This window comes from Lysinibacillus sp. FSL L8-0126 (assembly GCF_038630385.1).
GTDB classification, from domain to species: Bacteria; Bacillota; Bacilli; order Bacillales_A; family Planococcaceae; genus Lysinibacillus; species Lysinibacillus fusiformis_D.
This window is the reverse complement of record NZ_CP152028.1, coordinates 450,326-471,212: the sequence shown is the minus strand read 5'-3', so window position 1 is coordinate 471,212 and position 20,887 is coordinate 450,326. Positions and strand designations below refer to the sequence as shown.

At 38.2% G+C, this 20,887-nt stretch carries 18 protein-coding genes; 13 read left to right on the top strand and 5 right to left on the bottom strand.

Annotated features, from left to right (window positions below; all coding sequences use genetic code 11):
* Positions 1-72 precede the first annotated feature (72 nt).
* The 8 genes from MHI34_RS02295 to pyrE are packed head-to-tail and all read left to right on the top strand — an operon-like array spanning position 73 to position 9,540.
* Positions 73-951: an aspartate carbamoyltransferase catalytic subunit gene (locus MHI34_RS02295; RefSeq protein ID WP_058843475.1), complete on the top strand. Its 879-nt coding sequence runs from the start codon at positions 73-75 to the stop codon at positions 949-951.
* A 1-nt stretch (position 952) separates the two neighbouring features.
* Positions 953-2,230 carry a dihydroorotase gene (locus MHI34_RS02290; protein ID WP_089931957.1) on the top strand — a complete coding sequence of 426 codons (1,278 nt, stop codon included), beginning with the start codon at positions 953-955 and terminating at the stop codon, positions 2,228-2,230.
* Positions 2,230-3,330 (top strand): glutamine-hydrolyzing carbamoyl-phosphate synthase small subunit, encoded by a 1,101-nt coding sequence (gene carA, locus MHI34_RS02285; RefSeq protein ID WP_036125049.1) that lies wholly within the window; start codon positions 2,230-2,232, stop codon positions 3,328-3,330. Before MHI34_RS02290 ends, carA begins: the two co-directional genes overlap by 1 nt.
* Positions 3,323-6,520 carry a carbamoyl-phosphate synthase large subunit gene (gene carB, locus MHI34_RS02280; protein ID WP_089931960.1) on the top strand — a complete coding sequence of 1,066 codons (3,198 nt, stop codon included), beginning with the start codon at positions 3,323-3,325 and terminating at the stop codon, positions 6,518-6,520. The genes carA and carB overlap by 8 nt, the downstream gene beginning before the upstream one ends.
* 1 nt (position 6,521) lies before the next feature.
* Positions 6,522-7,295: a dihydroorotate dehydrogenase electron transfer subunit gene (locus MHI34_RS02275; RefSeq protein ID WP_089931963.1), complete on the top strand. Its 774-nt coding sequence runs from the start codon at positions 6,522-6,524 to the stop codon at positions 7,293-7,295.
* Positions 7,292-8,203 carry a dihydroorotate dehydrogenase gene (locus MHI34_RS02270; RefSeq protein ID WP_036125043.1) on the top strand — a complete coding sequence of 304 codons (912 nt, stop codon included), beginning with the start codon at positions 7,292-7,294 and terminating at the stop codon, positions 8,201-8,203. The genes MHI34_RS02275 and MHI34_RS02270 overlap by 4 nt, the downstream gene beginning before the upstream one ends.
* A complete protein-coding gene (gene pyrF / locus MHI34_RS02265; protein ID WP_089931965.1) occupies positions 8,203-8,907 on the top strand; it encodes an orotidine-5'-phosphate decarboxylase in 705 nt (234 codons plus the stop codon). The genes MHI34_RS02270 and pyrF overlap by 1 nt, the downstream gene beginning before the upstream one ends.
* A 3-nt stretch (positions 8,908-8,910) precedes the next feature.
* Positions 8,911-9,540 carry an orotate phosphoribosyltransferase gene (pyrE, locus tag MHI34_RS02260; RefSeq protein WP_036125070.1) on the top strand — a complete coding sequence of 210 codons (630 nt, stop codon included), beginning with the start codon at positions 8,911-8,913 and terminating at the stop codon, positions 9,538-9,540.
* Between the two features lie 73 nt (positions 9,541-9,613).
* Here pyrE and MHI34_RS02255 read toward each other — a convergent pair whose 3' ends face one another.
* On the bottom strand, positions 9,614-10,402 hold the full coding sequence (locus tag MHI34_RS02255) for an MBL fold metallo-hydrolase (protein WP_036125068.1): 789 nt from the start codon (positions 10,400-10,402) through the stop codon (positions 9,614-9,616).
* A gap of 736 nt (positions 10,403-11,138) precedes the next feature.
* Between MHI34_RS02255 and MHI34_RS02250 the strand changes: the two genes are divergently transcribed.
* The 5 genes from MHI34_RS02250 to MHI34_RS02230 are packed head-to-tail and all read left to right on the top strand — an operon-like array spanning position 11,139 to position 16,827.
* Entirely contained in the window at positions 11,139-12,152 is a 1,014-nt protein-coding gene (locus tag MHI34_RS02250; RefSeq protein ID WP_089931966.1) for an ABC transporter ATP-binding protein, read from the top strand.
* Positions 12,149-13,084: an ATP-binding cassette domain-containing protein gene (locus tag MHI34_RS02245; protein ID WP_089931969.1), complete on the top strand. Its 936-nt coding sequence runs from the start codon at positions 12,149-12,151 to the stop codon at positions 13,082-13,084. The genes MHI34_RS02250 and MHI34_RS02245 overlap by 4 nt, the downstream gene beginning before the upstream one ends.
* 1 nt (position 13,085) lies before the next feature.
* Positions 13,086-14,048 (top strand): oligopeptide ABC transporter permease, encoded by a 963-nt coding sequence (opp4B, locus tag MHI34_RS02240; RefSeq protein WP_089931972.1) that lies wholly within the window; start codon positions 13,086-13,088, stop codon positions 14,046-14,048.
* Between the two features lie 35 nt (positions 14,049-14,083).
* Complete coding sequence (locus MHI34_RS02235) at positions 14,084-14,983, top strand: ABC transporter permease (RefSeq protein WP_036125031.1); 900 nt, start codon at positions 14,084-14,086, stop codon at positions 14,981-14,983.
* 17 nt (positions 14,984-15,000) lie between these two features.
* Positions 15,001-16,827 (top strand): oligopeptide ABC transporter substrate-binding protein, encoded by a 1,827-nt coding sequence (locus MHI34_RS02230; RefSeq protein ID WP_089931974.1) that lies wholly within the window; start codon positions 15,001-15,003, stop codon positions 16,825-16,827.
* Positions 16,828-17,002: 175 nt separating this feature from the next.
* Here the strand turns inward: MHI34_RS02230 and MHI34_RS02225 are convergent, their stop codons facing one another.
* From MHI34_RS02225 to MHI34_RS02210, 4 genes are read right to left on the bottom strand one after another with little or no spacing between them, the layout of a single operon-like run.
* Entirely contained in the window at positions 17,003-17,929 is a 927-nt protein-coding gene (locus MHI34_RS02225; protein WP_036125026.1) for an ATP-binding cassette domain-containing protein, read from the bottom strand.
* On the bottom strand, positions 17,922-18,977 hold the full coding sequence (locus MHI34_RS02220; RefSeq protein WP_058843482.1) for an ABC transporter ATP-binding protein: 1,056 nt from the start codon (positions 18,975-18,977) through the stop codon (positions 17,922-17,924). The genes MHI34_RS02225 and MHI34_RS02220 overlap by 8 nt, the downstream gene beginning before the upstream one ends.
* 13 nt (positions 18,978-18,990) lie before the next feature.
* Positions 18,991-19,911 (bottom strand): ABC transporter permease, encoded by a 921-nt coding sequence (locus MHI34_RS02215; RefSeq protein WP_036125023.1) that lies wholly within the window; start codon positions 19,909-19,911, stop codon positions 18,991-18,993.
* A complete protein-coding gene (locus tag MHI34_RS02210) occupies positions 19,911-20,840 on the bottom strand; it encodes an ABC transporter permease (protein ID WP_036125020.1) in 930 nt (309 codons plus the stop codon). Before MHI34_RS02210 ends, MHI34_RS02215 begins: the two co-directional genes overlap by 1 nt.
* Between the last annotated feature and the right edge of the window lie 47 nt (positions 20,841-20,887).

The window sequence follows — 20,887 nt, the reverse complement described above, 5'->3', positions numbered from 1 at the left end:
GGGCTTTTACGTTATATACAGAGAACGTCATACATAGACGTTCACGATTCACAACCTAATGGAGGTCACATGATGAAGAACTTATTATCGATGGAACATTTAACAACAGAAGAGATTAACCAAATCCTAGATCTTGCGCAAGCATTTGAAAATGGTGAAACATCATCGTTATCTCGCCCATACAAAGTGGCCAATCTTTTCTTTGAACCAAGTACTCGTACAAAAACAAGCTTTGAAATGGCAGAATACAAAATTGGCTGTCATGTTATCCCTTTCGATGCAGGGTTTTCGAGTGTTACGAAAGGGGAAACGATGTACGATACTGTCAAAACGTTAGAAATGATTGGTTTAGATGCTGTCATCATTCGAGCTTCAGAAGATGAGTATTACAATGAGCTGCTGGATGGTATTAATGTAGCGATTATTAATGCAGGGGACGGTGCTGGGCAACATCCTTCACAATCCTTATTGGATCTTTATACCATCAAAAAAGAGTTTGGCTGTTTCGAAGGGTTGAATGTCACAATTGCAGGAGATATCTCTCATAGTCGAGTAGCCAAATCAAATGCAACAGCATTACAAAATTTAGGGGCAAATGTTCATTTCCTTTGCCCAGAAGAATGGTCTGGCGGTTTTGAAGCGCATCATTCATGGGATAATCTGATCGAAATAAGTGATGTCATTATGTTACTACGTGTGCAACATGAACGTCATAAAGTAAATAAAAGCTTCTCAAAGGAAGGTTACCATCAAGAGTTTGGTTTAACAATTGAACGAGAAAAGCAAATGAAAGAATCCGCCATTATTATGCATCCAGCACCCGTAAATCGTGATGTTGAAATTGCTTCTGAGTTAGTAGAGTGTGATCGCTCTCGAATTTTTGAACAGGTGCGGAACGGTGTTTACACACGGATGGCTATTATGGAAACCATTTTAAAGGGGAGAGAATAACATGACAAAGGTACTTCAAAATGTACAAATGCTAGATGAACAAGGTGAATTGAAGACAGTCAATATTGCAATGGCAGACGGAAAGATTACGGCTATTGGTCAGGATGTGACTGTAGCAGGTGCAGAACTGATTGAAGGACATGGTTTAATCGTGGCACCAGGTTTTATCGATGTTCATACACATTTACGAGAGCCAGGATTTGAGCATAAAGAAACCATTGCTACAGGCTCCGCCTCAGCAGCAAAGGGTGGCTTTACGACAATTTGTGCGATGCCTAATACAAAGCCAGTACCTGATTCGGTTGACAACATGCAGCTCATCAATGGGCTCATTAAGGACAGTGCTGTTATTCGAGTACTCCCATATGGTTCCCTAACAAAGGATATATCGGGCGAGGTTCGAACAAATATTGAAGAATTAAAAGCACATGGAGCCGTAGCGTTCTCAGATGATGGTGTAGGCATTCAGCTAGCCTCAACGATGTATGAGCAAATGAAAGATGCGGCCCAGCACGATATGGTTGTTGTAGCACATTGTGAGGACAACTCATTAATCTATGATGGTGTGATGCATGAAGGAAAGCGTAATAAAGAGCTTGGGCTTCCAGGGATACCTTCCATTTGTGAATCAGTACAAATTGCACGAGATGTACTACTAGCAGAAGCGGCAGGGGCACGCTACCATGTTTGTCACGTTTCTACGAAGGAATCGGTGCGTGCAGTAAGAGATGCGAAGGCAGCAGGTATTCGTGTCACAGCAGAAGTTTGTCCACATCATTTATTACTAGAAGAGATGGATATACCATCTGACGATGCAAATTGGAAAATGAATCCACCATTACGCGCAGCTGATGATAAGGATTCTCTACATGCAGCACTACTTGATGGCACAATCGACTGCATCGCAACAGATCATGCACCACATACAGTAGAAGAAAAATGCTGCGGTATGGTTGGCGCACCATTTGGTATCGTCGGTTTCGAAACAGCTTTTCCATTGCTTTATACACAATTTGTTGAAACAGGAAAATGGACTTTAAAGCAATTAATTGATTGGATGACAGTGAGAGCAGCTGAGATTTTTGATCTGCCATATGGCACATTAGCAGTAGGCGCTTCAGCGGATATGATTTTAATTGATATTCAAAAAGAACAAACAATTGATGCAGATGGCTTTGTATCAAAAGGTCGTAATACACCATTCAACGGCTGGGTGGCAAAGGGTTGGCCAGTACTAACGATTTTTGAAGGCAATATCGTATATCAGGAGGCAGAGTAATGAAAAAACGTTTACTAGTTTTAGAAGATGGCACAGTATTTACAGGTACAGCATTTGGTAGCGAGCGCGCTTCACAAGGTGAGGTTGTATTTACAACAGGGATGACAGGTTATCAGGAAACGATTTCAGATCCTTCATTCTATGGACAAATTGTTACATTGACATATCCTTTAGTTGGTAATTACGGCATTAACCGTGATGACTTTGAATCGATTACGCCAGCCATTCGTGGATTCGTTGTGCGTGAATTGGCTAAAAAACCTTCAAACTTCCGCTGTGATTTAACTTTAGATGACTATTTGACAGCAAAGGATATCCCAGGAATTGAAGGCATTGATACGCGAAAATTAACACGTATCATACGCAGTAAAGGATCGGTTAAAGCGATTTTGACGGCTGCTGATGAAGAAGTAAATGTGGATGAAATTGTAGCACAATTACAAGCGACACCAGCCATTACACACCATGTCCGTGAAGTATCTCCAAAAGCTGCTTATCCATCTCCTGGTCGTGGTAAACGAGTTGTCTTAATTGATTATGGTATGAAGCACGGAATCCTACGCGAATTAAACAAACGTGATTGTGATGTGTTGGTAGTACCTTATAATACACCAGCTGAGGAAATTTTAGCTTGGCATCCAGATGGTATCATGCTATCCAATGGACCAGGGAATCCTGAAGATGTTCAGGAAGGTATTGAAACAGTACGTAACTTAATAGGAAAAGTGCCAATGTTCGGTATTTGTTTAGGACACCAAATCTTTTCATTAGCTAGTGGAGCAAAAGCCTTCAAACTACCGTTTGGACACCGCGGTGGTAACCACCCAGTCAAAGACTTACGCACAGGACGTACAGATTTAACATCTCAGAACCATGGCTATGCTATCGACATCGATTCATTAAAAGAAACGGATTTAGAATTAACACATATCGCATTAAATGATGGAACATGTGAAGGTGTGCGTCATAAGAAATATCCGATTTTCACAGTGCAATATCACCCAGAAGCATCACCAGGACCAGAGGATTCAAACCACTTATTTGATGAATTCATCGAAATGATGGAAGTAGAAGCAGGGAAGGGGAAACAACATGCCTAAACGTACAGATATTGAAACTATTTTAGTAATTGGCTCAGGCCCAATCGTTATCGGACAAGCAGCAGAATTTGACTATGCAGGTACACAAGCTTGTCTTTCATTAAAAGAAGAAGGCTACCGTGTTATTTTAATCAACTCAAACCCTGCCACAATCATGACAGATACAGAAATTGCGGACAAAGTATATATCGAGCCAATTTCTCTTGATTTTGTCTCTCGTATTTTACGTAAAGAGCGTCCAGATGCGATTTTACCAACACTTGGCGGTCAAACAGGTTTAAATATGGCGATTGAGTTAGACAAATCAGGTATTTTAGACGAGCTTGGTATTGAAATTCTTGGTACAAAACTAGATGCTATCCATAAAGCAGAAGATCGTGATTTATTCCGTAATTTAATGTATGAGCTAGGTGCTCCAGTTCCTGAGTCTGATATTATTCATAACTTAGATGAAGCCAAAAGATTTGTTGCGAAAATTGGATACCCTGTCATTGTTCGACCAGCCTTTACACTTGGCGGTACAGGGGGCGGTATTTGCTACAACGATCAAGATTTAGAAGAGATTGTGACATCGGGTTTAAAATATTCACCCGTAACACAATGTTTATTAGAAAAATCAATTGCTGGCTATAAAGAGATTGAATATGAAGTAATGCGTGATGCGGCTAACAATGCCATTGTTGTATGTAACATGGAAAACGTTGACCCAGTAGGAATCCATACAGGTGACTCAATCGTTGTAGCACCAACGCAAACACTATCAGATCGTGAAAACCAAATGCTACGTAATATTTCGCTAGATATTATTCGTGCACTTAAAATAGAGGGTGGCTGCAACGTCCAGCTAGCACTTGATCCATATAGCTTTAATTACTATGTGATTGAAGTAAACCCACGCGTATCGCGTTCATCTGCACTAGCATCTAAAGCAACAGGTTATCCAATTGCTAAGCTAGCAGCTAAAATTGCAGTTGGTTTAACATTAGATGAAATTAAAAACCCTGTAACAGGATCAACATATGCTTGTTTTGAACCTGCACTTGATTATATCGTAGCTAAAATTCCTCGCTGGCCATTCGATAAATTCGAATCAGCTAAACGTAATCTTGGTACGCAAATGAAAGCTACTGGTGAAGTAATGGCATTAGGTCGCACATTTGAGGAAGCTATGTTAAAAGCGGTTCGTTCTCTTGAGACCGGTCAAGTACATTTAGAGTTAAAGCATGCTGAGGAAAATTCAGATTCTTGGATTGAAAAACGTATCCGCAAAGCTGGAGATGAGCGCCTATTCTTTATCGGTGAAGCTTTACGTCGAGGTGTAACAATTGAACAAATTCATGAATGGTCAGCGATTGATCTATTCTTCTTAAATAAGTTTAAAAATATCGTGGATATGGAACAAACACTTGCTGACCATAAAAATGATAAAGATGTCCTACGTACAGCAAAACGTTTAGGCTTTGCAGATAAGAAGGTTGCTGAGCTTTGGGAAACAACACCAGAAGCCATTTATGCTTATCGTAAAGAACATGGCATTATTCCAGTCTATAAAATGGTTGATACATGTGCAGCGGAATTCGAATCGGAAACACCATATTTCTATGGCACATATGAAGAAGAAAATGAATCTATTAAGTCAGAAAAACCTTCTGTTGTGGTACTTGGATCAGGCCCAATCCGCATCGGCCAAGGGGTAGAATTCGATTATGCAACAGTACACTCAGTATGGGCGATTCAAGAGGCTGGCTATGAGGCAATTATTATCAACTCCAACCCAGAAACAGTATCAACAGACTTCTCTGTTTCTGATAAGCTCTACTTCGAGCCATTAACAATTGAGGATGTTATGCATATTATCGATTTAGAACAACCAATTGGTGTTGTTGTTCAATTCGGTGGTCAAACAGCCATTAACCTGGCCGATAAATTAGCAGCAAATGGTGTAAAAATCTTAGGTACATCTTTAGAAGATACTGACCGTGCAGAAAACCGCGATAAGTTCGAGCAGGCTTTACGTGAATTAAACATTCCGCAGCCGCTAGGGGAAACAGCCGTTTCTACAGAGGAGGCTCTTGCCATTAGTGAGCGTCTAGGCTTCCCAGTACTTGTTCGTCCATCGTATGTACTTGGTGGACGTGCAATGGAAATTGTCTACAATCAAGATGAATTACAGCACTATATGGAAAATGCAGTGGAGGCATCTCCAGATCATCCTGTTTTAGTAGACCGTTACTTAACAGGACAGGAAATCGAAGTAGATGCTATCTGTGACGGCGAAAATGTTCTAATTCCAGGAATTATGGAACATATTGAGCGTGCAGGGGTTCACTCTGGAGACTCAATCTCTGTCTATCCACCACAAAAATTAACACAGGCACAAAAGGATACATTAGTTGATTATACAACTCGTCTCGCGAAGGGCCTAGGCATCATTGGCTTAATGAATATCCAATACGTAATTTCACAGGGCGAAGTATTTGTGATTGAGGTAAACCCACGTTCATCACGTACAGTACCATTCTTAAGTAAAATTACAAATATTCCAATGGCTAACATTGCAACGAAAGCAATCCTTGGAAAATCTATTGTAGAGCAGGGCTACCCAACAGGTTTAGCGCCTGAACAAAAGGGTGTATTTGTAAAAGTACCAGTGTTCTCATTCGCAAAATTACGTCGTGTAGACATTACATTAGGACCTGAAATGAAATCCACTGGTGAGGTAATGGGGAAAGATGCAACATTAGAAAAAGCCCTTTATAAAGGTTTAGTTGCAGCAGGTATGGAAATTCGTACAGAAGGTACAGTATTGTTTACTGTATCTGATAAAGATAAGGAAGAAGCGATTGCATTAGCAAAACGTTTCTCTACGGTAGGGTATCGCATTGTAGCTACTGAAGGTACAGCAAAAGCATTTGAAGAAGCAGGAGTACGTACAGATATTGTTGGCAAGATTGGTGCGAAAGGACAAACATTGATTGACCTTATCCAAAATGGTGAAGCTCAGCTTGTTGTCAATACATTAACTAAAGGGAAGCAGCCAGCTCGTGATGGCTTCCGAATCCGTCGTGAGTCTGTAGAAAATGGCGTACCTTGTCTAACATCTTTAGATACAGCAGAAGCAATGGTTCGTGTTATCGAATCCATGACATTTACAGCAGAACAAATGCCAAAAGCGGAGGTAGTACACTAATATGATACGTCAAGAGAAAATGACGGTCGTCTCTCAAAAGCAAATTGCGACAAACATTTTCGAACTGACACTTCATGGTGAACTGGTTCAGGAGATGACTCCTGGCCAGTTTGTCCATGTAAAGGTGTCAGATTCATTGGAGCCGCTTTTACGTCGACCAATTAGTATTGCAAATATTGATAAAGAAAACAATGAGTTTACTATGATTTATCGTGCTGAAGGACGTGGTACGAAAGTGCTGGCGACGAATCGAGAAGGTCAACAAGTCAACGTGCTTGGTCCAATAGGTAATGGTTTCCCAGTAGATGCGGTACAAGAGGGAGGCACTGCACTATTAGTTGGCGGTGGAATTGGTGTACCACCTTTACATGAATTATCCAAACAATTGAATGCTCGTGGTGTGAAAACCATCCATGTCCTAGGCTTCCAAACAGAGGATGTCTGCTTTTATGAGGATGAATTTAGTGCACTTGGTGAAACACATTATGTGACTGTGGATGGCTCGAAAGGTACAAAAGGCTTTGTAACAACTGTATTAGAGTCAAGTGCCCCAAAGTTTGATGTATTTTATTCCTGTGGGCCATTACCGATGTTAAAAGCATTAGAGGGCTTTTATCCTGAAAAAGTGGGTTATTTATCATTTGAAGAACGTATGGGCTGTGGTATTGGAGCTTGCTTTGCATGTGTATGTAAAACAACTGATGAAGTTGAAAAAGACTATGTTAAAGTATGCTCTGATGGTCCAGTTTTCCTGAAAGGAACGGTGGCACTATGAGTCGTTTAACCATTCAAATACCAGGCTTAGCGTTAAAAAATCCAATTATGCCAGCTTCGGGTTGCTTTGGCTTTGGCCGTGAATATGCACAGCTTTATGATTTGTCAAAACTAGGTGCTATCATGATTAAGGCAACAACGGTCGAAACACGTGCCGGTAACCCAACGCCACGTGTTGCTGAAACAGCGGCGGGGATGTTAAATGCAATTGGTTTACAAAATCCAGGCATTGAAAAAGTGATGAATGAAGAATTGACATTTTTAGAGAGCTATGATGTGCCAATTATCGCTAATGTTGCTGGTACTGAAACGGCAGATTATGTGGAAGTAGCGCGTCGTATTTCAGCAGCATCAAATGTCAAAGCATTGGAACTGAATATTTCTTGCCCTAACGTGAAGTGTGGTGGCATCCAGTTTGGGACAGACCCAGCAACAGCACGTCAGCTTGTTGAGGCTGTCAAGGCTGTGTCTGAAGTGCCAGTCTATGTGAAGCTATCACCAAACGTGACAAATATTGTGGATATTGCTTTAGCTGTTGAAGCAGGTGGAGCAGATGGTATTACGATGATAAATACATTGGTAGGTATGCGTTTAGATGAGCGTACAGGAAAGCCTGTCATTGCTAATGGAACAGGTGGACTATCAGGTCCTGCTGTTAAACCTGTAGCAATCCGAATGGTTTATGAGGTGTACAAAGCTGTCAATATTCCGATAATTGGTATGGGTGGTGTAACAGAAGCACAGGATGTCATTGATTTTATGTCTGCAGGTGCTTCAGCTGTAGCAGTAGGAACAGCAAACTTTGTTGACCACTTTGTCTGTCCAAACATCATTGAAGAATTACCAGCAAAGCTTGATGCATTAGGTGTAGAACATATAACAGAGATTATCGGAAGGAGCCATCGCTGATGAATACGAAACCAATATTAGCACTAGATTTTCCAGGAGAAAAAGAAGTGTTTGATTTTCTAAAACAGTTCAATGAGCCTCTTTTCGTGAAAATTGGTATGGAATTATATATGCAAGAAGGGCCTGACATTGTTCGAAAAGTAAAGGATTTAGGTCATGATATTTTCCTTGATTTAAAATTACATGATATCCCGAATACAGTAGGCTCGGCGATGAAGGGTCTAGCAAAACTAGGGGTAGATTTAGTCAATGTGCATGCTGCTGGGGGACGTCCTATGATGGAGGCAGCACTAGAAGGACTTGAAGCGGGTACACCTGCTGGCAAAGAACGTCCAGCATTAATAGCCGTTACACAATTAACATCAACAACAGAAGAACAAATGCAAGCAGAACAACAAATTGCTCTATCTTTACAAGAGTCTGTCTTACATTATTCAAGTCTTACAAAACAAGCAGGTTTACAAGGTGTAGTTTGCTCTGTACATGAGGCGAAGGCAATTGCAGAAGTGTGTGGAGATGATTTTCTACGTGTAACACCTGGAATTCGTCTAGCAGGCGGTGCTGCACACGATCAAAAGCGTATTGCCACACCAGATGGCGCAAAGCGTGACGGTTCATCACTCATCGTTGTTGGGCGTGCCGTAACTGGTGCACAGGATCCAGTAGCTGCATATAAAATCGTAAGTGAATTATGGGAGGCATAAATGATGACATTACAAAATGAAATTGCACACGCTATGTTAAAAGTGGGTGCTGTAGAATTAAATCCAACTGAATTATTTACATGGGCGTCTGGTATTAAATCTCCTATTTACTGTGATACTCGTTTAACAATCTCAGACCCAGTTATTCGTAAACAATTAGCAAATGGCTTAGCAGCTGTTATCAAAGAGAATTTTGGTGCAACAGAAATCGTAGCAGGAACAGCTACAGCGGGTATCCCACACGCAGCATGGGTAAGTGATATTTTAGAATTACCGATGGTTTATGTACGGTCAAAAGCAAAAGAACATGGTCGTGGTAATCAAATCGAAGGAAAATACGCAGCAGGTCAAAAAGTAGTTGTTGTGGAGGATATCGTTTCCACAGGCGGTTCTTCGATTACAGCAGTAGAAGCATTGCGTGCAGCTGGCTGTGAAGTATTAGGCGTAGTTTGTGTCTACACCTATAATCTTCCACGCGCTGAGCAAGCATTTGATGAGGCTGGCATTCAGTATGTATCGTTAACAAACTTCGATTATTTAATTGAAGCAGCAAACGAATCAGGTGCTATTAAAGAAGAAGATATTCCATTTTTAAAAGAGTGGCATGCGAAATTAAAGGCTGGAGAGTTATAATGAAAAGCTGTTCTATAGGTTATTTGACCTGTAGAACAGCTTTTTTCTTTCTATTTAAATAGGATGAGGGTATTTAAAATTGAATACTAAAACCATTAAAACGATGAATACCTGTCCCAAAACGTACTAGATTATTCTCACGAAGTGTCATAATTGCCCGTTTCACCTCCAATAAAATAGAAGGATCAAGACCTAATGTGTGATGTGAACCAAAAATTTTCGTAAGCGAAGGTAAGTTAGCTATTTTTTCTAAAGATTGAACTAAATCTTCGGGGGAAGTAGTTGGAAAAAATGCATAAATAGGTGCTTGATCATAGAGTAAGTCCCCTGTAAACAAATAACCATATTTATGATCCAAAATAGCAATATGGCCAGGCGAATGCCCGGGTGTGTGGAGAATTGATAATTTTCGGTTCCCCATATCTATAACATCCCCATCTTCTAAAAATCCAGAAGGCTGTCCCTGAAAAGGCTTGTAATTCGATGGATTAAACGTTTTAGGTGTAGGTAATGTAATATTACGTCCAATATCCTTTCTAATCTGTTCGATAGATAATTTAGGGATACCATTGATTAACCAATCAACTTCATCCTTATGAACATAAATATCATCAAATGCTCCATGGCTACCAATATGATCCCAGTGGACATGTGTTGTCATCACAGAAATGGGCAAAGAGGTTAATTGTTTACTAATCCTTTGAATATTATCAATGCCAAGACCTGTATCAATGAGAACAGCCCGTTTTTCTCCAAGCAATAAAAAGGAATGTACTTTTTCCCAATGACCATATTCACTTATAGCATATGTTTCATTATTGATTTCTTCTACTGTAAACCATTCATCATTAATTTTTGCCATCACAGACAACCTTTCCTTATGTTAATAATTTAATAAAACTTTGTCATTGGAAATTTTAACATAAAAACATGTAATTTCCTTTAAAAATATTCTAAATAGTATTTCTATATCGAAAATTGGAGAAAAAATCGGCAATCAGAGATAATTAAGAAGTATGGTAGATAGCTATAAACTAATAGCTATAAATTATTTTTTTAAAGTAATTTGAAATATTAGCACTTCAACGTCCAAAATTATTTATTGAAAACAAAAATGTGTGAAATATAACTTTTTCATAAAAAGTATTTTTTTTACTTTTCGCTTTAAAATACTGAATTAATTGAATTTTTAAGCATTTTATTTGCGCGAATAAATATAATGTGAAATATCATTAATTATATTTATATAATATTAATTTGTGAGAATTGTAACTTTGTAAAGAAAAAGTAAAATAATTCTTAACTTTAAATACTGAAATTACTATTTTTTTAAGGAAGAGGTATGGTGGAAATTTATATTTTGGTTTGTAATAATTTGAAAAAGGTACTTGCGTTTATACATGTTTTCTAGCTAAAATAATAGCACGGTTTAATTTTCAGATAATTCTATCAGCGGCTTACGCGTTTAAAGCGAAAAAATTATTAAAATTATACTAGCTATAATGAAAAAGAGAGGGGAAGAGAGAAAAATTAAATATGATTCTGATATAAAGTATCATTTGTATTTTCAGAATATTGAATAATAGAGGAGAGATTGTTTGAATACAGCAAAAGACTTATTAACAATTACAAATTTGTCTACAAGTTTTCGCATTAAAGATACATACCACGCTGCTGTAGATGATGTCTCACTTTCCCTTAAAAAAAATGAGGTATTAGCAATAGTTGGAGAATCTGGTTGTGGTAAAAGTACATTAGCGACTACTATTGTAGGCTTGCACAATGAAGTAAATACAAAGGTTTCTGGTGATATTTTTTATAATAATCAAAATTTAGCTCAATTGAATGACCAACAATTTAATAACTTACGTGGTAATGACATAGGATTTATCTTTCAGGACCCACTTTCAGCACTTAACCCTTTAATGAGAATTAACGAACAAATAGAAGAAGGGTTAATTTATCATACTAAGCTTTCAAAACAACAGCGAAGTGAAAGAGTATTAGAACTACTAAATCAAGTTGGGATTGCGAATCCAAAACGTGTCGCTAGACAATTTCCGCACCAGTTATCTGGTGGTATGCGTCAGCGTGTTATGATTGCAATTGCCTTATCATGTAAGCCTGCTATATTAATTGCTGATGAACCGACAACTGCTTTAGATGTGACAATTCAGGCCCAAATTTTGGACCTATTAAAAACATTACAGACTGAAACGGAGACAGGTATTATTCTCATTACGCATGATTTGGGTGTTGTAGCGGAGATGGCTGATCGAGTTGTAGTTATGTATGCAGGGGAAGTAGTGGAAGAGGCTCCAGTTCGGGAATTATTCAATAATCCAAGACATCCATACACTCGCTCGCTACTAAATTCAATTCCACAAACACATAGCGAAAATGAAAGACTCGAGGTCATTCAAGGGATGGTACCATCTCTAATAAATTTACCTCGAGAAGGTTGTCGTTTTTCAGGAAGAATTCCGTGGATTGATGCATCTTCACACGAAACAAAACCTCAATTACATGAAATTGCACCAGGACATTTTGTGAGATGTACCTGCTGGAAACACTTTCATTTTGAAGGTGAAGAAGGGGGCGGGGCTATATGAGCTTTATGCAGATTAAGGATTTAAATGTTCACTATCCAATACGTGGTGGATTTTTTAATACTATTGTCGATCGAGTATATGCGGTGGACGGCGTGACGATGGAGTTTGAAAAAGGGAAAACCTATGGATTAGTAGGTGAATCAGGATCCGGTAAATCGACTACTGGAAAAGCGATCATTGGCTTAGAAAAAATCACCTCTGGTCAAATTTTTTATGAGGGCGAAAATGTCACAAATCAACGAAGACAGCGTGATTCAGCCTATAACAAAGATATTCAAATGATTTTCCAAGACTCTCATTCAAGTATGAATCCTAGGAAACGTGTTCTTGATATTCTTGCAGAACCCATTCGAAATTTCATGAAGCTTAGTGATCAAGAGGAACGCAAACGTATTAAAGAGCTACTAGCTATTGTTGGGATGTCAGAGGATGTCTTACTCAAATATCCACATGAATTTTCGGGAGGACAAAAGCAGCGTCTTGGCATTGCGCGAGCGGTTGCATGTAACCCTAAAATGATCATTGCGGATGAGCCTGTTTCTGCGCTAGATCTATCTGTACAGGCACAGGTCTTAAATTTTATGAAAGATATCCAAAATGAATACGGTCTTACTTACTTATTCATTTCCCACGATTTAGGTGTTGTTAAACATATGTGTGATCATATTTCTATTATGTATAAAGGCCGCTTTGTGGAAACTGGTACAAGACATGATATTTATAAGAATCCACAGCATATTTACACGAATCGGCTTTTATCAGCCATTCCGAATATCGAACCAGAGACTAGGGATGAGCGCAAATTGATTCGACAAAAAGTAGAAGAGAATTATCAACAAGAGCAACATAAATATTATGATGAGCATGGAAAAGTCTATCCACTGAAATCCATTTCAAACACACATATGGTTGCAATGTCGGGAGGAATGTGAAATGTGGAAAACAATTGTTAGAAGAGTAATTTTAATGATTCCTCAAATGTTTGTATTAAGCTTAATCATTTTTATCCTAGCAAAACAAATGCCAGGTGATCCTTTTACGGGGTTAATTACTCCAGAGACGGATCCTGCAAGAATTGAGGAACTAAGAATTCAAGCGGGTTACTATGACCCTTGGTATGTACAATATTACCATTGGGTAATCAATGCCTTTCAGGGTGATTTTGGACAAAGCTATACATATAAACTTGCAGTGTCCACATTGATTGGCGAGCGTGCATTAAACACATTCTGGCTCGCTCTACTTAGTACCATTCTCGTTTATTTAATAGCTATTCCATTAGGAATGATAGCTGGACGTAAACAGGATACTTTGTACGATAAGTCGATTACTCTGTATAGCTTTATAAGCTATGCAATACCGACCTTTGTATTGGGTTTAATCTTCTTATATATCTTTGGATACCGTTTAATGTGGTTCCCAACGAGCGGAACAGTCGATGTAGGTGTAGAGCCTGGAACACTCGAGTATTATTGGAATCGCTTGTATCATTTAATATTACCTGCAATGACGTATGCAATTTTAGCTACAACGACGATTATTCAATACTTACGTTCAGAAATTATCGATGCCAAGACACAGGATTATGTTAAAACAGCACGTAGTAAAGGTGTACCGATGAAAAAAATCTATAGAAGACATATTTTCCGTAACTCCTTATTACCAATTGCAGCCTTCCTTGGCTTTACAATTACAGGTTTATTAGGCGGCTCGATATTCATAGAGACAATTTTTGGCTTCCCGGGCATGGGGCAATTATTCATCCATTCCGTAACAAGTCGTGATTATAGTGTTATTACAGCTCTTGTTATGCTTTATGGCTTCTTAGCGTTATTAGGTAGTCTATTGTCAGATATCATTATGAGCATTGTTGATCCACGTATCCGCATAGACTAACAGCTAAATTGAACGCATAAGGAGAGGTGAATAAAATGGATCAAAAAAATGATGTAGTGAAAGTTGAAAGTACTCCACCAACAGGAATTCAAGTGGTTATACGTGAATTTAGAAAAGATAAGTTAGCATTATTTTCATTTATAGGAATAACATTACTTATAATTGCGATATTAATTATGTCCTTTTTTATGAACCAAGATGAAATATTACGAATTAAATTATTAGAGCGTTTTACAGAACCTGGCGTTAATGGATATATCCTTGGGGCTGATGAAGCTGGACGTGATATGTATGGACAGCTTATTATCGGTGCGAAAAATTCTATTTTAATTGCAATTGCTATCACTCTTATTGCAAATGCTTTAGGGATCGCACTAGGTATAATAATGGGCTACTATGGTGGCTTTATTGATAATTTATTTATGCGTATCATTGATTTTCTTATGACATTACCGACATTAATGATTATCATTGTATTAGTTACAATTATTCCTAAATATGGTGTTTTAGAGTTAATTTTGATTTTAAGTGCCTTTCAATGGATAGGTACTGCACGTCTTGTTCGAAGTAAAGCTTTATCTGAAGGACGACGAGATTATGTAAGTGCCTCCAAAACAATGGGGACTAGTGATTTTGCCATTATGTTTAAAGGGATACTACCAAATTTAAGTTCGTTGCTAATAGTAGAGTTAACGTTAAACTTTGCAGGGAATGTGGGTATTGAAACAGGTCTATCATTTTTAGGCTTTGGTTTACCTCCTTCTACACCTAGCTTAGGGACATTAGTAAGCTATGCAACAAACCCGATAGTATTATCTACAAAATGGTGGATTTGGTTGCCCGCATCATTATTAATTTTAGTTTTGATGCTTGGTATAAATTATGTTGGTCAAGCGCTAAGACGTGCGGCTGACGCAAAACAACGATTAGGATAAAAGGGGAGGATTTACACATGAAGAAGAATTGGTTATTCCTATCCGTACTTTTTGCATTCATGCTAATTTTAGCAGCCTGCAATGGTGGTGGAGGCAGTGGGTCTGAAAAAGGCTCAGAAACAGATAATACAGAAAAGTCAGGTGAAACAGAAAAATCCGGTGAATCTGAGGCAACAAATGATTCGTTACTTCCAATGGAGGTAACAAATGAAGGAGACGCAATCCAAGGTGGTACTTTACGCGTAGGACTTGTAACAAGCTCTCCATTCCAAGGGATTTTCAACTGGGAGCTATACGAAGATGCTTATGATTCAGAAATTTTAGCATTTGCTTCAAATGTACTTTTTGAACAAGATGGCAACTTTATTGTTACAGACAAAGGTATTGCAAAATTAGATGTTGATGTTGATGCAAAAACAGCAACTGTCACAATTCAAGGTGATTACAAATGGTCAGATGGCACACCTTTAACAGCTGATGATTTAATTTTCCCATATGAGCTAATTGGTCATCCAGATTATACAGGTGTTCGCTATGATGATGATTTCAAAAATATTGTTGGCGCAGAAGAATACCATAATGGGCAAGCAGATACAATTTCTGGTATTACAAAAGTCGATGAAAAAAGCATTAAAATTCAGCTTAAAAAAGTATCACCAGCTATTTACTCCATTGGCGATGGTTTATGGGCGTATGCAGAGCCTAAACATCAATTAGAATCTATTCCAGTGAAAGATTTACTTGCTTCAGATGCAGTACGTAAAAATCCAGTTACACTTGGTGCATTTAAAATTGATAAAGTCGTAAATGGTGAGTCTGTACAGTTTGTAGCAAACGAACATTATTTTAAAGGTAAACCGAAAGTTGATAAAGTTGTACTTGAGGTTGTACCACCAACTTCAATTGGCGAAGCATTACGTACTGGAAAATATGATCTTGCAACATCATATCCAACTAATCAGTACGATAGCATTAAGGATCTACAAAACTTAGCATTATTAGGTCGACCAGAATTATCATATTCTTATATCGGCTTTAAATTAGGAAAATATGATACAACTAATAAAGTAAACGTATTTGATGAAAAGTCAAAAATGAATAGTGTTGAATTGCGTCAAGCTGTTGCTTATGCAATGGATGTTGAAGGTGTTGCAGAAAAATTCTATCAAGGATTACGTGAGCGCGGAAATTCTTTAATTCCACCAGTATTTGCATCATATTATGATTCAACATTAGAAGGCTATAATTATGACCCAGAAAAAGCAAAAGAATTATTAGATAAAGCAGGTTTTAAAGATGTTGATGGTGATGGTATTCGTGAAGATAAAGATGGTAAAAAATTCTCTATTCGCTTAGCTTCAATGGCTGGTTCAGAAACAGATGAAGCAATTGTTGAATATTTCCGTCAAAACTGGAAAGAAGTAGGGTTAGATGTACAATTAACTACTGGTCGTCTTATCGAATTCAATGCTTTCTATGATAAAGTTCAAGCAGATGATCCAGAAATCGATATGTACCAAGCTGCATGGGGAACTGGAACAAATCCATCTCCTAAAGGTTTATATGGTGAAGGTGCTGAATTTAACTTTAGCCGTTATGTATCTCCTGAATTAACAAAATTATTAGACGCTATTGACTCAGAAGAAGCTATGGATCAAGATACACGTACAAAAGCATTCAGAGCATGGCAAGAATATATGAGTGAAAAAGCAATGGTAGTACCGACTTTCTTCCGTACAGAAGTTATTCCTGTTAATAAGCGCGTGAAAAATTACAATGTGGAATATGGAAATTCTACAGAACTGCAAGATATTGAATTAACAGCAGATGCTCCAATAAAATAATTGGTATCGAAGAAGCAGTCTTTCTTGATAGAAGAAAGACTGTTTTTTTCAAAAAGTATAAACGCACTTTGCTTAAAATAAGGTAAAAGGGGTAAAGACATCTACACCTAGGAGAAAAGCGGAGAGCAAAAAATCCATCCACTGGAAACCTCCAATGGATGGATGTAATTAGTTTTTATCGATTAGCAACCCAAGTTTTTACTAAATCAGCAGTACCATAAACATAATGTTGGTCGCCTACTTCATGATAGGCTGCACTTTGGTCAACCTCTGTATGCTTGTACTGAATACGTTGACGGCGCTTCTCTGACATCGGATCAGGAAGTGGGATAGCTGATAATAAAGACTTTGTATACGGATGAACAGGATGATTGTAAATATCATCTGCTTTACCGATTTCCATGATTTTTCCACGGTACATTACAGCAATTCGATCACTGATGTATTTGACCATGGAAAGGTCATGGGCAATGAAAAGATATGTTAAGCCACGTTCTTTTTGTAACTCTTTTAATAAGTTAACAACTTGTGCTTGGATTGATACGTCAAGCGCAGAAATTGGCTCATCCGCAATGATGAATTTAGGATCTAGGCTTAATGCACGAGCGATCCCAATACGTTGACGTTGACCACCAGAAAATTCATGTGCATAACGATTCGCGTGCTCTTTGTTTAAACCAACAGCTTCAAGTAACTCTTGGATTTTCGCACGACGTACCTTTTTATCCTTGTAAAGGCCATGGATATCAAAGGCTTCACCAATGATTTCACCAGCTGTCATACGAGGATTTAAAGAAGCATAAGGATCCTGGAAAATCATTTGCATTTGACGGTTAAATTTCTTTAACTCAGTTTTAGATTTTTTTCCTTGGACATTCTCACCATCGAAAACAATCTCGCCACCTGTAATATCATATAATCGAATGATTGAACGACCAGTTGTTGATTTACCACAACCTGATTCACCCACAAGACCAAGTGTTTCGCCTTCATAAACATCGAAGCTAATACCATCTACAGCTTTGATCGGATTACTTGGTGAACCAAAATACTGCTTTAAATTTTTGATTTCAAGAATTTTTTTCGCACCAGCTTTAGTCATTTTCTTGTGCCTCCTTTGCTAAATACCCTTCAATACGTTTAGCAACTGCTTCAGGAAGAGGAATCTTTGGTGCATCAGGATGCAATAACCACGTTTTTGCAAAATGCGTTTCACTCACTTGGAACATTGGTGGTTCTTGTTCATAATCAATGGCCATTGCGAACTCGTTACGTGCTGCAAATGCATCCCCTTTAGGTGGGTTCGTAAGATCTGGTGGTGAACCAGGAATCGTGCGCAATAACTCATCCGTATCATTATCTAGATCAGGCATAGAACCTAGTAGACCCCATGTGTATGGGTGTTTCGGATTATAGAAAATATCATTAACAGTACCATACTCCACGATTTGTCCAGCGTACATTACGGCTACACGATCTGCAATGTTTGCCACAACACCTAAATCGTGTGTAATGAAAATGATAGATGTTTTTGAGTTTTTCTGGATTTCTTTCATTAGCTCTAAAATCTGTGCTTGAATTGTTACGTCTAGGGCTGTTGTTGGCTCATCGGCAATCAATAGCTTCGGATCAGCCGCAAGGGCGATGGCAATAACAACACGTTGACGCATACCACCTGAAAATTCATGTGGATATTGGTTATAGCGTTTTTCAGGGAAGGGGATACCTACCTGTGTTAAAAGTTCAATTGCACGTTTTTTCGCATCAGCTTTGGAAACTTTTTTATGTTGCAAAATTACCTCAGTTATTTGACGTCCGACCTTCATAGTTGGATTCAAACTTGTCATTGGATCTTGGAAAATCATAGCAATTTCATTTCCGCGTACTTTTGACATTTCTTTATCCGTTAACGGAACTAAATCACGACCATTAAATAAAATTTGTCCTGACTCATAAATACCGGGTGGCTGTGGAATTAGTTTCATTAACGCATTACTCGTAACACTTTTACCAGAACCAGATTCTCCTACTATAGCGAGTGTTTCACCCTCTTTTAAATCAAAGTTAACACCACGTACAGCACGGACAAGCCCTGCATAAGTTTTAAAGTTAATTTTTAAATCTTTTACTTCTAGAATTGTTTTACTCATTTCGGCCACCTCCTTATTTACGTAGTTTTGGATCTAGTGCATCACGTAAGCCGTCACCAACTGCGTTAAACGCAAAGATTGTTAGTGAGATAAATACCGCTGGGAAAATCAAGCGCCATGGAGCATTGGCAATGGCTTTATTTCCGTCAGAGGCCATTGTACCCCAAGAAGCTGTTGGAGCAGGAACTCCAAGACCAAGATAACTTAGGAATGATTCAGTGAAAATAGCAGATGGAATTGTTAAAGTCATCGTAACTAAAATAGCACCAAGAGCATTCGGAACTAAGTGTTTAATGATTAAATGGCCTGTACTAGCACCTAATGTACGAGCTGCAAGAACATATTCTTGGTTTTTAATAGATAATACTTCACCACGTACAATACGTGCCATGTTAATCCATCCAGTGATAGACAGGGCAATAATCATTGGGAATAGACCTGGTTGCATAACAACTAAAAGTACGATTACTACTAAAAGGTAAGGTACAGCTGTTAAAACGTCAGCAATACGCATCATAATATTATCAACACGACCGCCTGCTAAACCTGAAATACTTCCCCAGATAACACCGATAATTAAGTCAATAATCGCCGCTGCAATTCCGATAAATAGGGAAATACGAGCTCCTTCCCAAATACGAACGAAAATATCACGACCTAGATCATCTGTTCCAAACCAAAATTGTGCAGATGGAGGTGCATTGTAAACACCTAGTTGATCACTTGATTTATACTGAGAAAGCATTGGTACGAAAATAGCCATTAAAATAACAATGATTAAAATAATTATCCCAATGATGGCCATTTTGTTATGAGAGAAACGGAGAAATACTTCTTTCCAAAAGGAAACTGATTTATCAGCTAATTTTTCCGTTGCTTCATGATTGCCACCAACAATTTTGAACTTATCTTTTTCAATTTGCTGCTGTGTCATTATTTTTTCGCTCCTTTCAGTTTAATACGCGGATCAATCACACTATATAGTATATCAACGATTAATACCGCAAATAAAAGGATGATGGAATAGAACACAGTCGTACCCATAATGACTGTATAGTCACGGTTTGTAATACTTTGTACAAAGTGTTTTCCAAGTCCAGGAATAGCGAAAATTTGTTCAACAATGAAACTACCTGTTACCACACCAGCTGTTAATGGGCCTAGGTATGTTACAACTGGTAAAAGAGCATTTCGTAATGTATGGCGGAAAACAACTGTCCATTTTCCAATTCCTTTGGCACGAGCCATTTTTACATAATCACTATTGTTTTGCTCAAGCATACTTGAACGTGTTAATTTTGCGATAAAGCCCATATGTGAAAATGCAATCGCAAGGGCAGGTAAAATGCTGTAACCGAATCCTTTCCAGCCACTAACTGGGAACAACCCTAATTTAAAGGATAAGAAATACTGCATTAAACCCGCTAAAATAAATGAAGGTACTGAAATACCTAGCACCGCAAAGGACGTTGCCAAATAATCCGGGAACTTATTATGGTATAGCGCGGAAACTACGCCAATTAAAACTCCAAATCCAACTGCTAATAGCATAGCTTCAATCCCTAATGTTAAAGACACAGGGAAACTTTCAGAAATCATATCATTTGTAGAACGCGCTTTATACTTCATTGACTCACCGAAATTGAAAGAGGCCGTATCGATTAAATAATCTTTATATTGAATATACCAAGGGTTATTTAATCCATACGTTTCGTTTAACTTCTCCTCGATTTGAGGTGGAAAATTACGTTCACTCGCAAATGGACTACCAGGAGCGAGACGCATTAAGAAAAACGTAACCGTTACGATGACGAAAAGCGCGAGAAGTATATACATCAGCCTTTTCAAAATATATTTAATCACATAAAACTCCTCCTTCTATTTGTCAATTGTCAGACAAATATATGCCT

Bases quoted from the DNA above. Each gene is read 5' to 3' on its own strand.
- carB (WP_089931960.1), top strand. From the start codon at position 3,323: ATGCCTAAACGTACAGATATTGAAACTATTTTAGTAATTGGCTCAGGC.
- MHI34_RS02215 (WP_036125023.1), bottom strand. From the start codon at position 19,911: ATGACACAGCAGCAAATTGAAAAAGATAAGTTCAAAATTGTTGGTGGC.
- MHI34_RS02245 (WP_089931969.1), top strand. From the start codon at position 12,149: ATGAGCTTTATGCAGATTAAGGATTTAAATGTTCACTATCCAATACGT.
- MHI34_RS02230 (WP_089931974.1), top strand. From the start codon at position 15,001: ATGAAGAAGAATTGGTTATTCCTATCCGTACTTTTTGCATTCATGCTA.
- MHI34_RS02270 (WP_036125043.1), top strand. From the start codon at position 7,292: ATGAGTCGTTTAACCATTCAAATACCAGGCTTAGCGTTAAAAAATCCA.
- MHI34_RS02295 (WP_058843475.1), top strand. From the start codon at position 73: ATGAAGAACTTATTATCGATGGAACATTTAACAACAGAAGAGATTAAC.
- MHI34_RS02290 (WP_089931957.1), top strand. From the start codon at position 953: ATGACAAAGGTACTTCAAAATGTACAAATGCTAGATGAACAAGGTGAA.
- carA (WP_036125049.1), top strand. From the start codon at position 2,230: ATGAAAAAACGTTTACTAGTTTTAGAAGATGGCACAGTATTTACAGGT.
- MHI34_RS02235 (WP_036125031.1), top strand. From the start codon at position 14,084: ATGGATCAAAAAAATGATGTAGTGAAAGTTGAAAGTACTCCACCAACA.
- MHI34_RS02225 (WP_036125026.1), bottom strand. From the start codon at position 17,929: ATGACTAAAGCTGGTGCGAAAAAAATTCTTGAAATCAAAAATTTAAAG.
- MHI34_RS02255 (WP_036125068.1), bottom strand. From the start codon at position 10,402: ATGGCAAAAATTAATGATGAATGGTTTACAGTAGAAGAAATCAATAAT.
- MHI34_RS02220 (WP_058843482.1), bottom strand. From the start codon at position 18,977: ATGAGTAAAACAATTCTAGAAGTAAAAGATTTAAAAATTAACTTTAAA.
- pyrF (WP_089931965.1), top strand. From the start codon at position 8,203: ATGAATACGAAACCAATATTAGCACTAGATTTTCCAGGAGAAAAAGAA.
- opp4B (WP_089931972.1), top strand. From the start codon at position 13,086: ATGTGGAAAACAATTGTTAGAAGAGTAATTTTAATGATTCCTCAAATG.
- pyrE (WP_036125070.1), top strand. From the start codon at position 8,911: ATGACATTACAAAATGAAATTGCACACGCTATGTTAAAAGTGGGTGCT.
- MHI34_RS02275 (WP_089931963.1), top strand. From the start codon at position 6,522: ATGATACGTCAAGAGAAAATGACGGTCGTCTCTCAAAAGCAAATTGCG.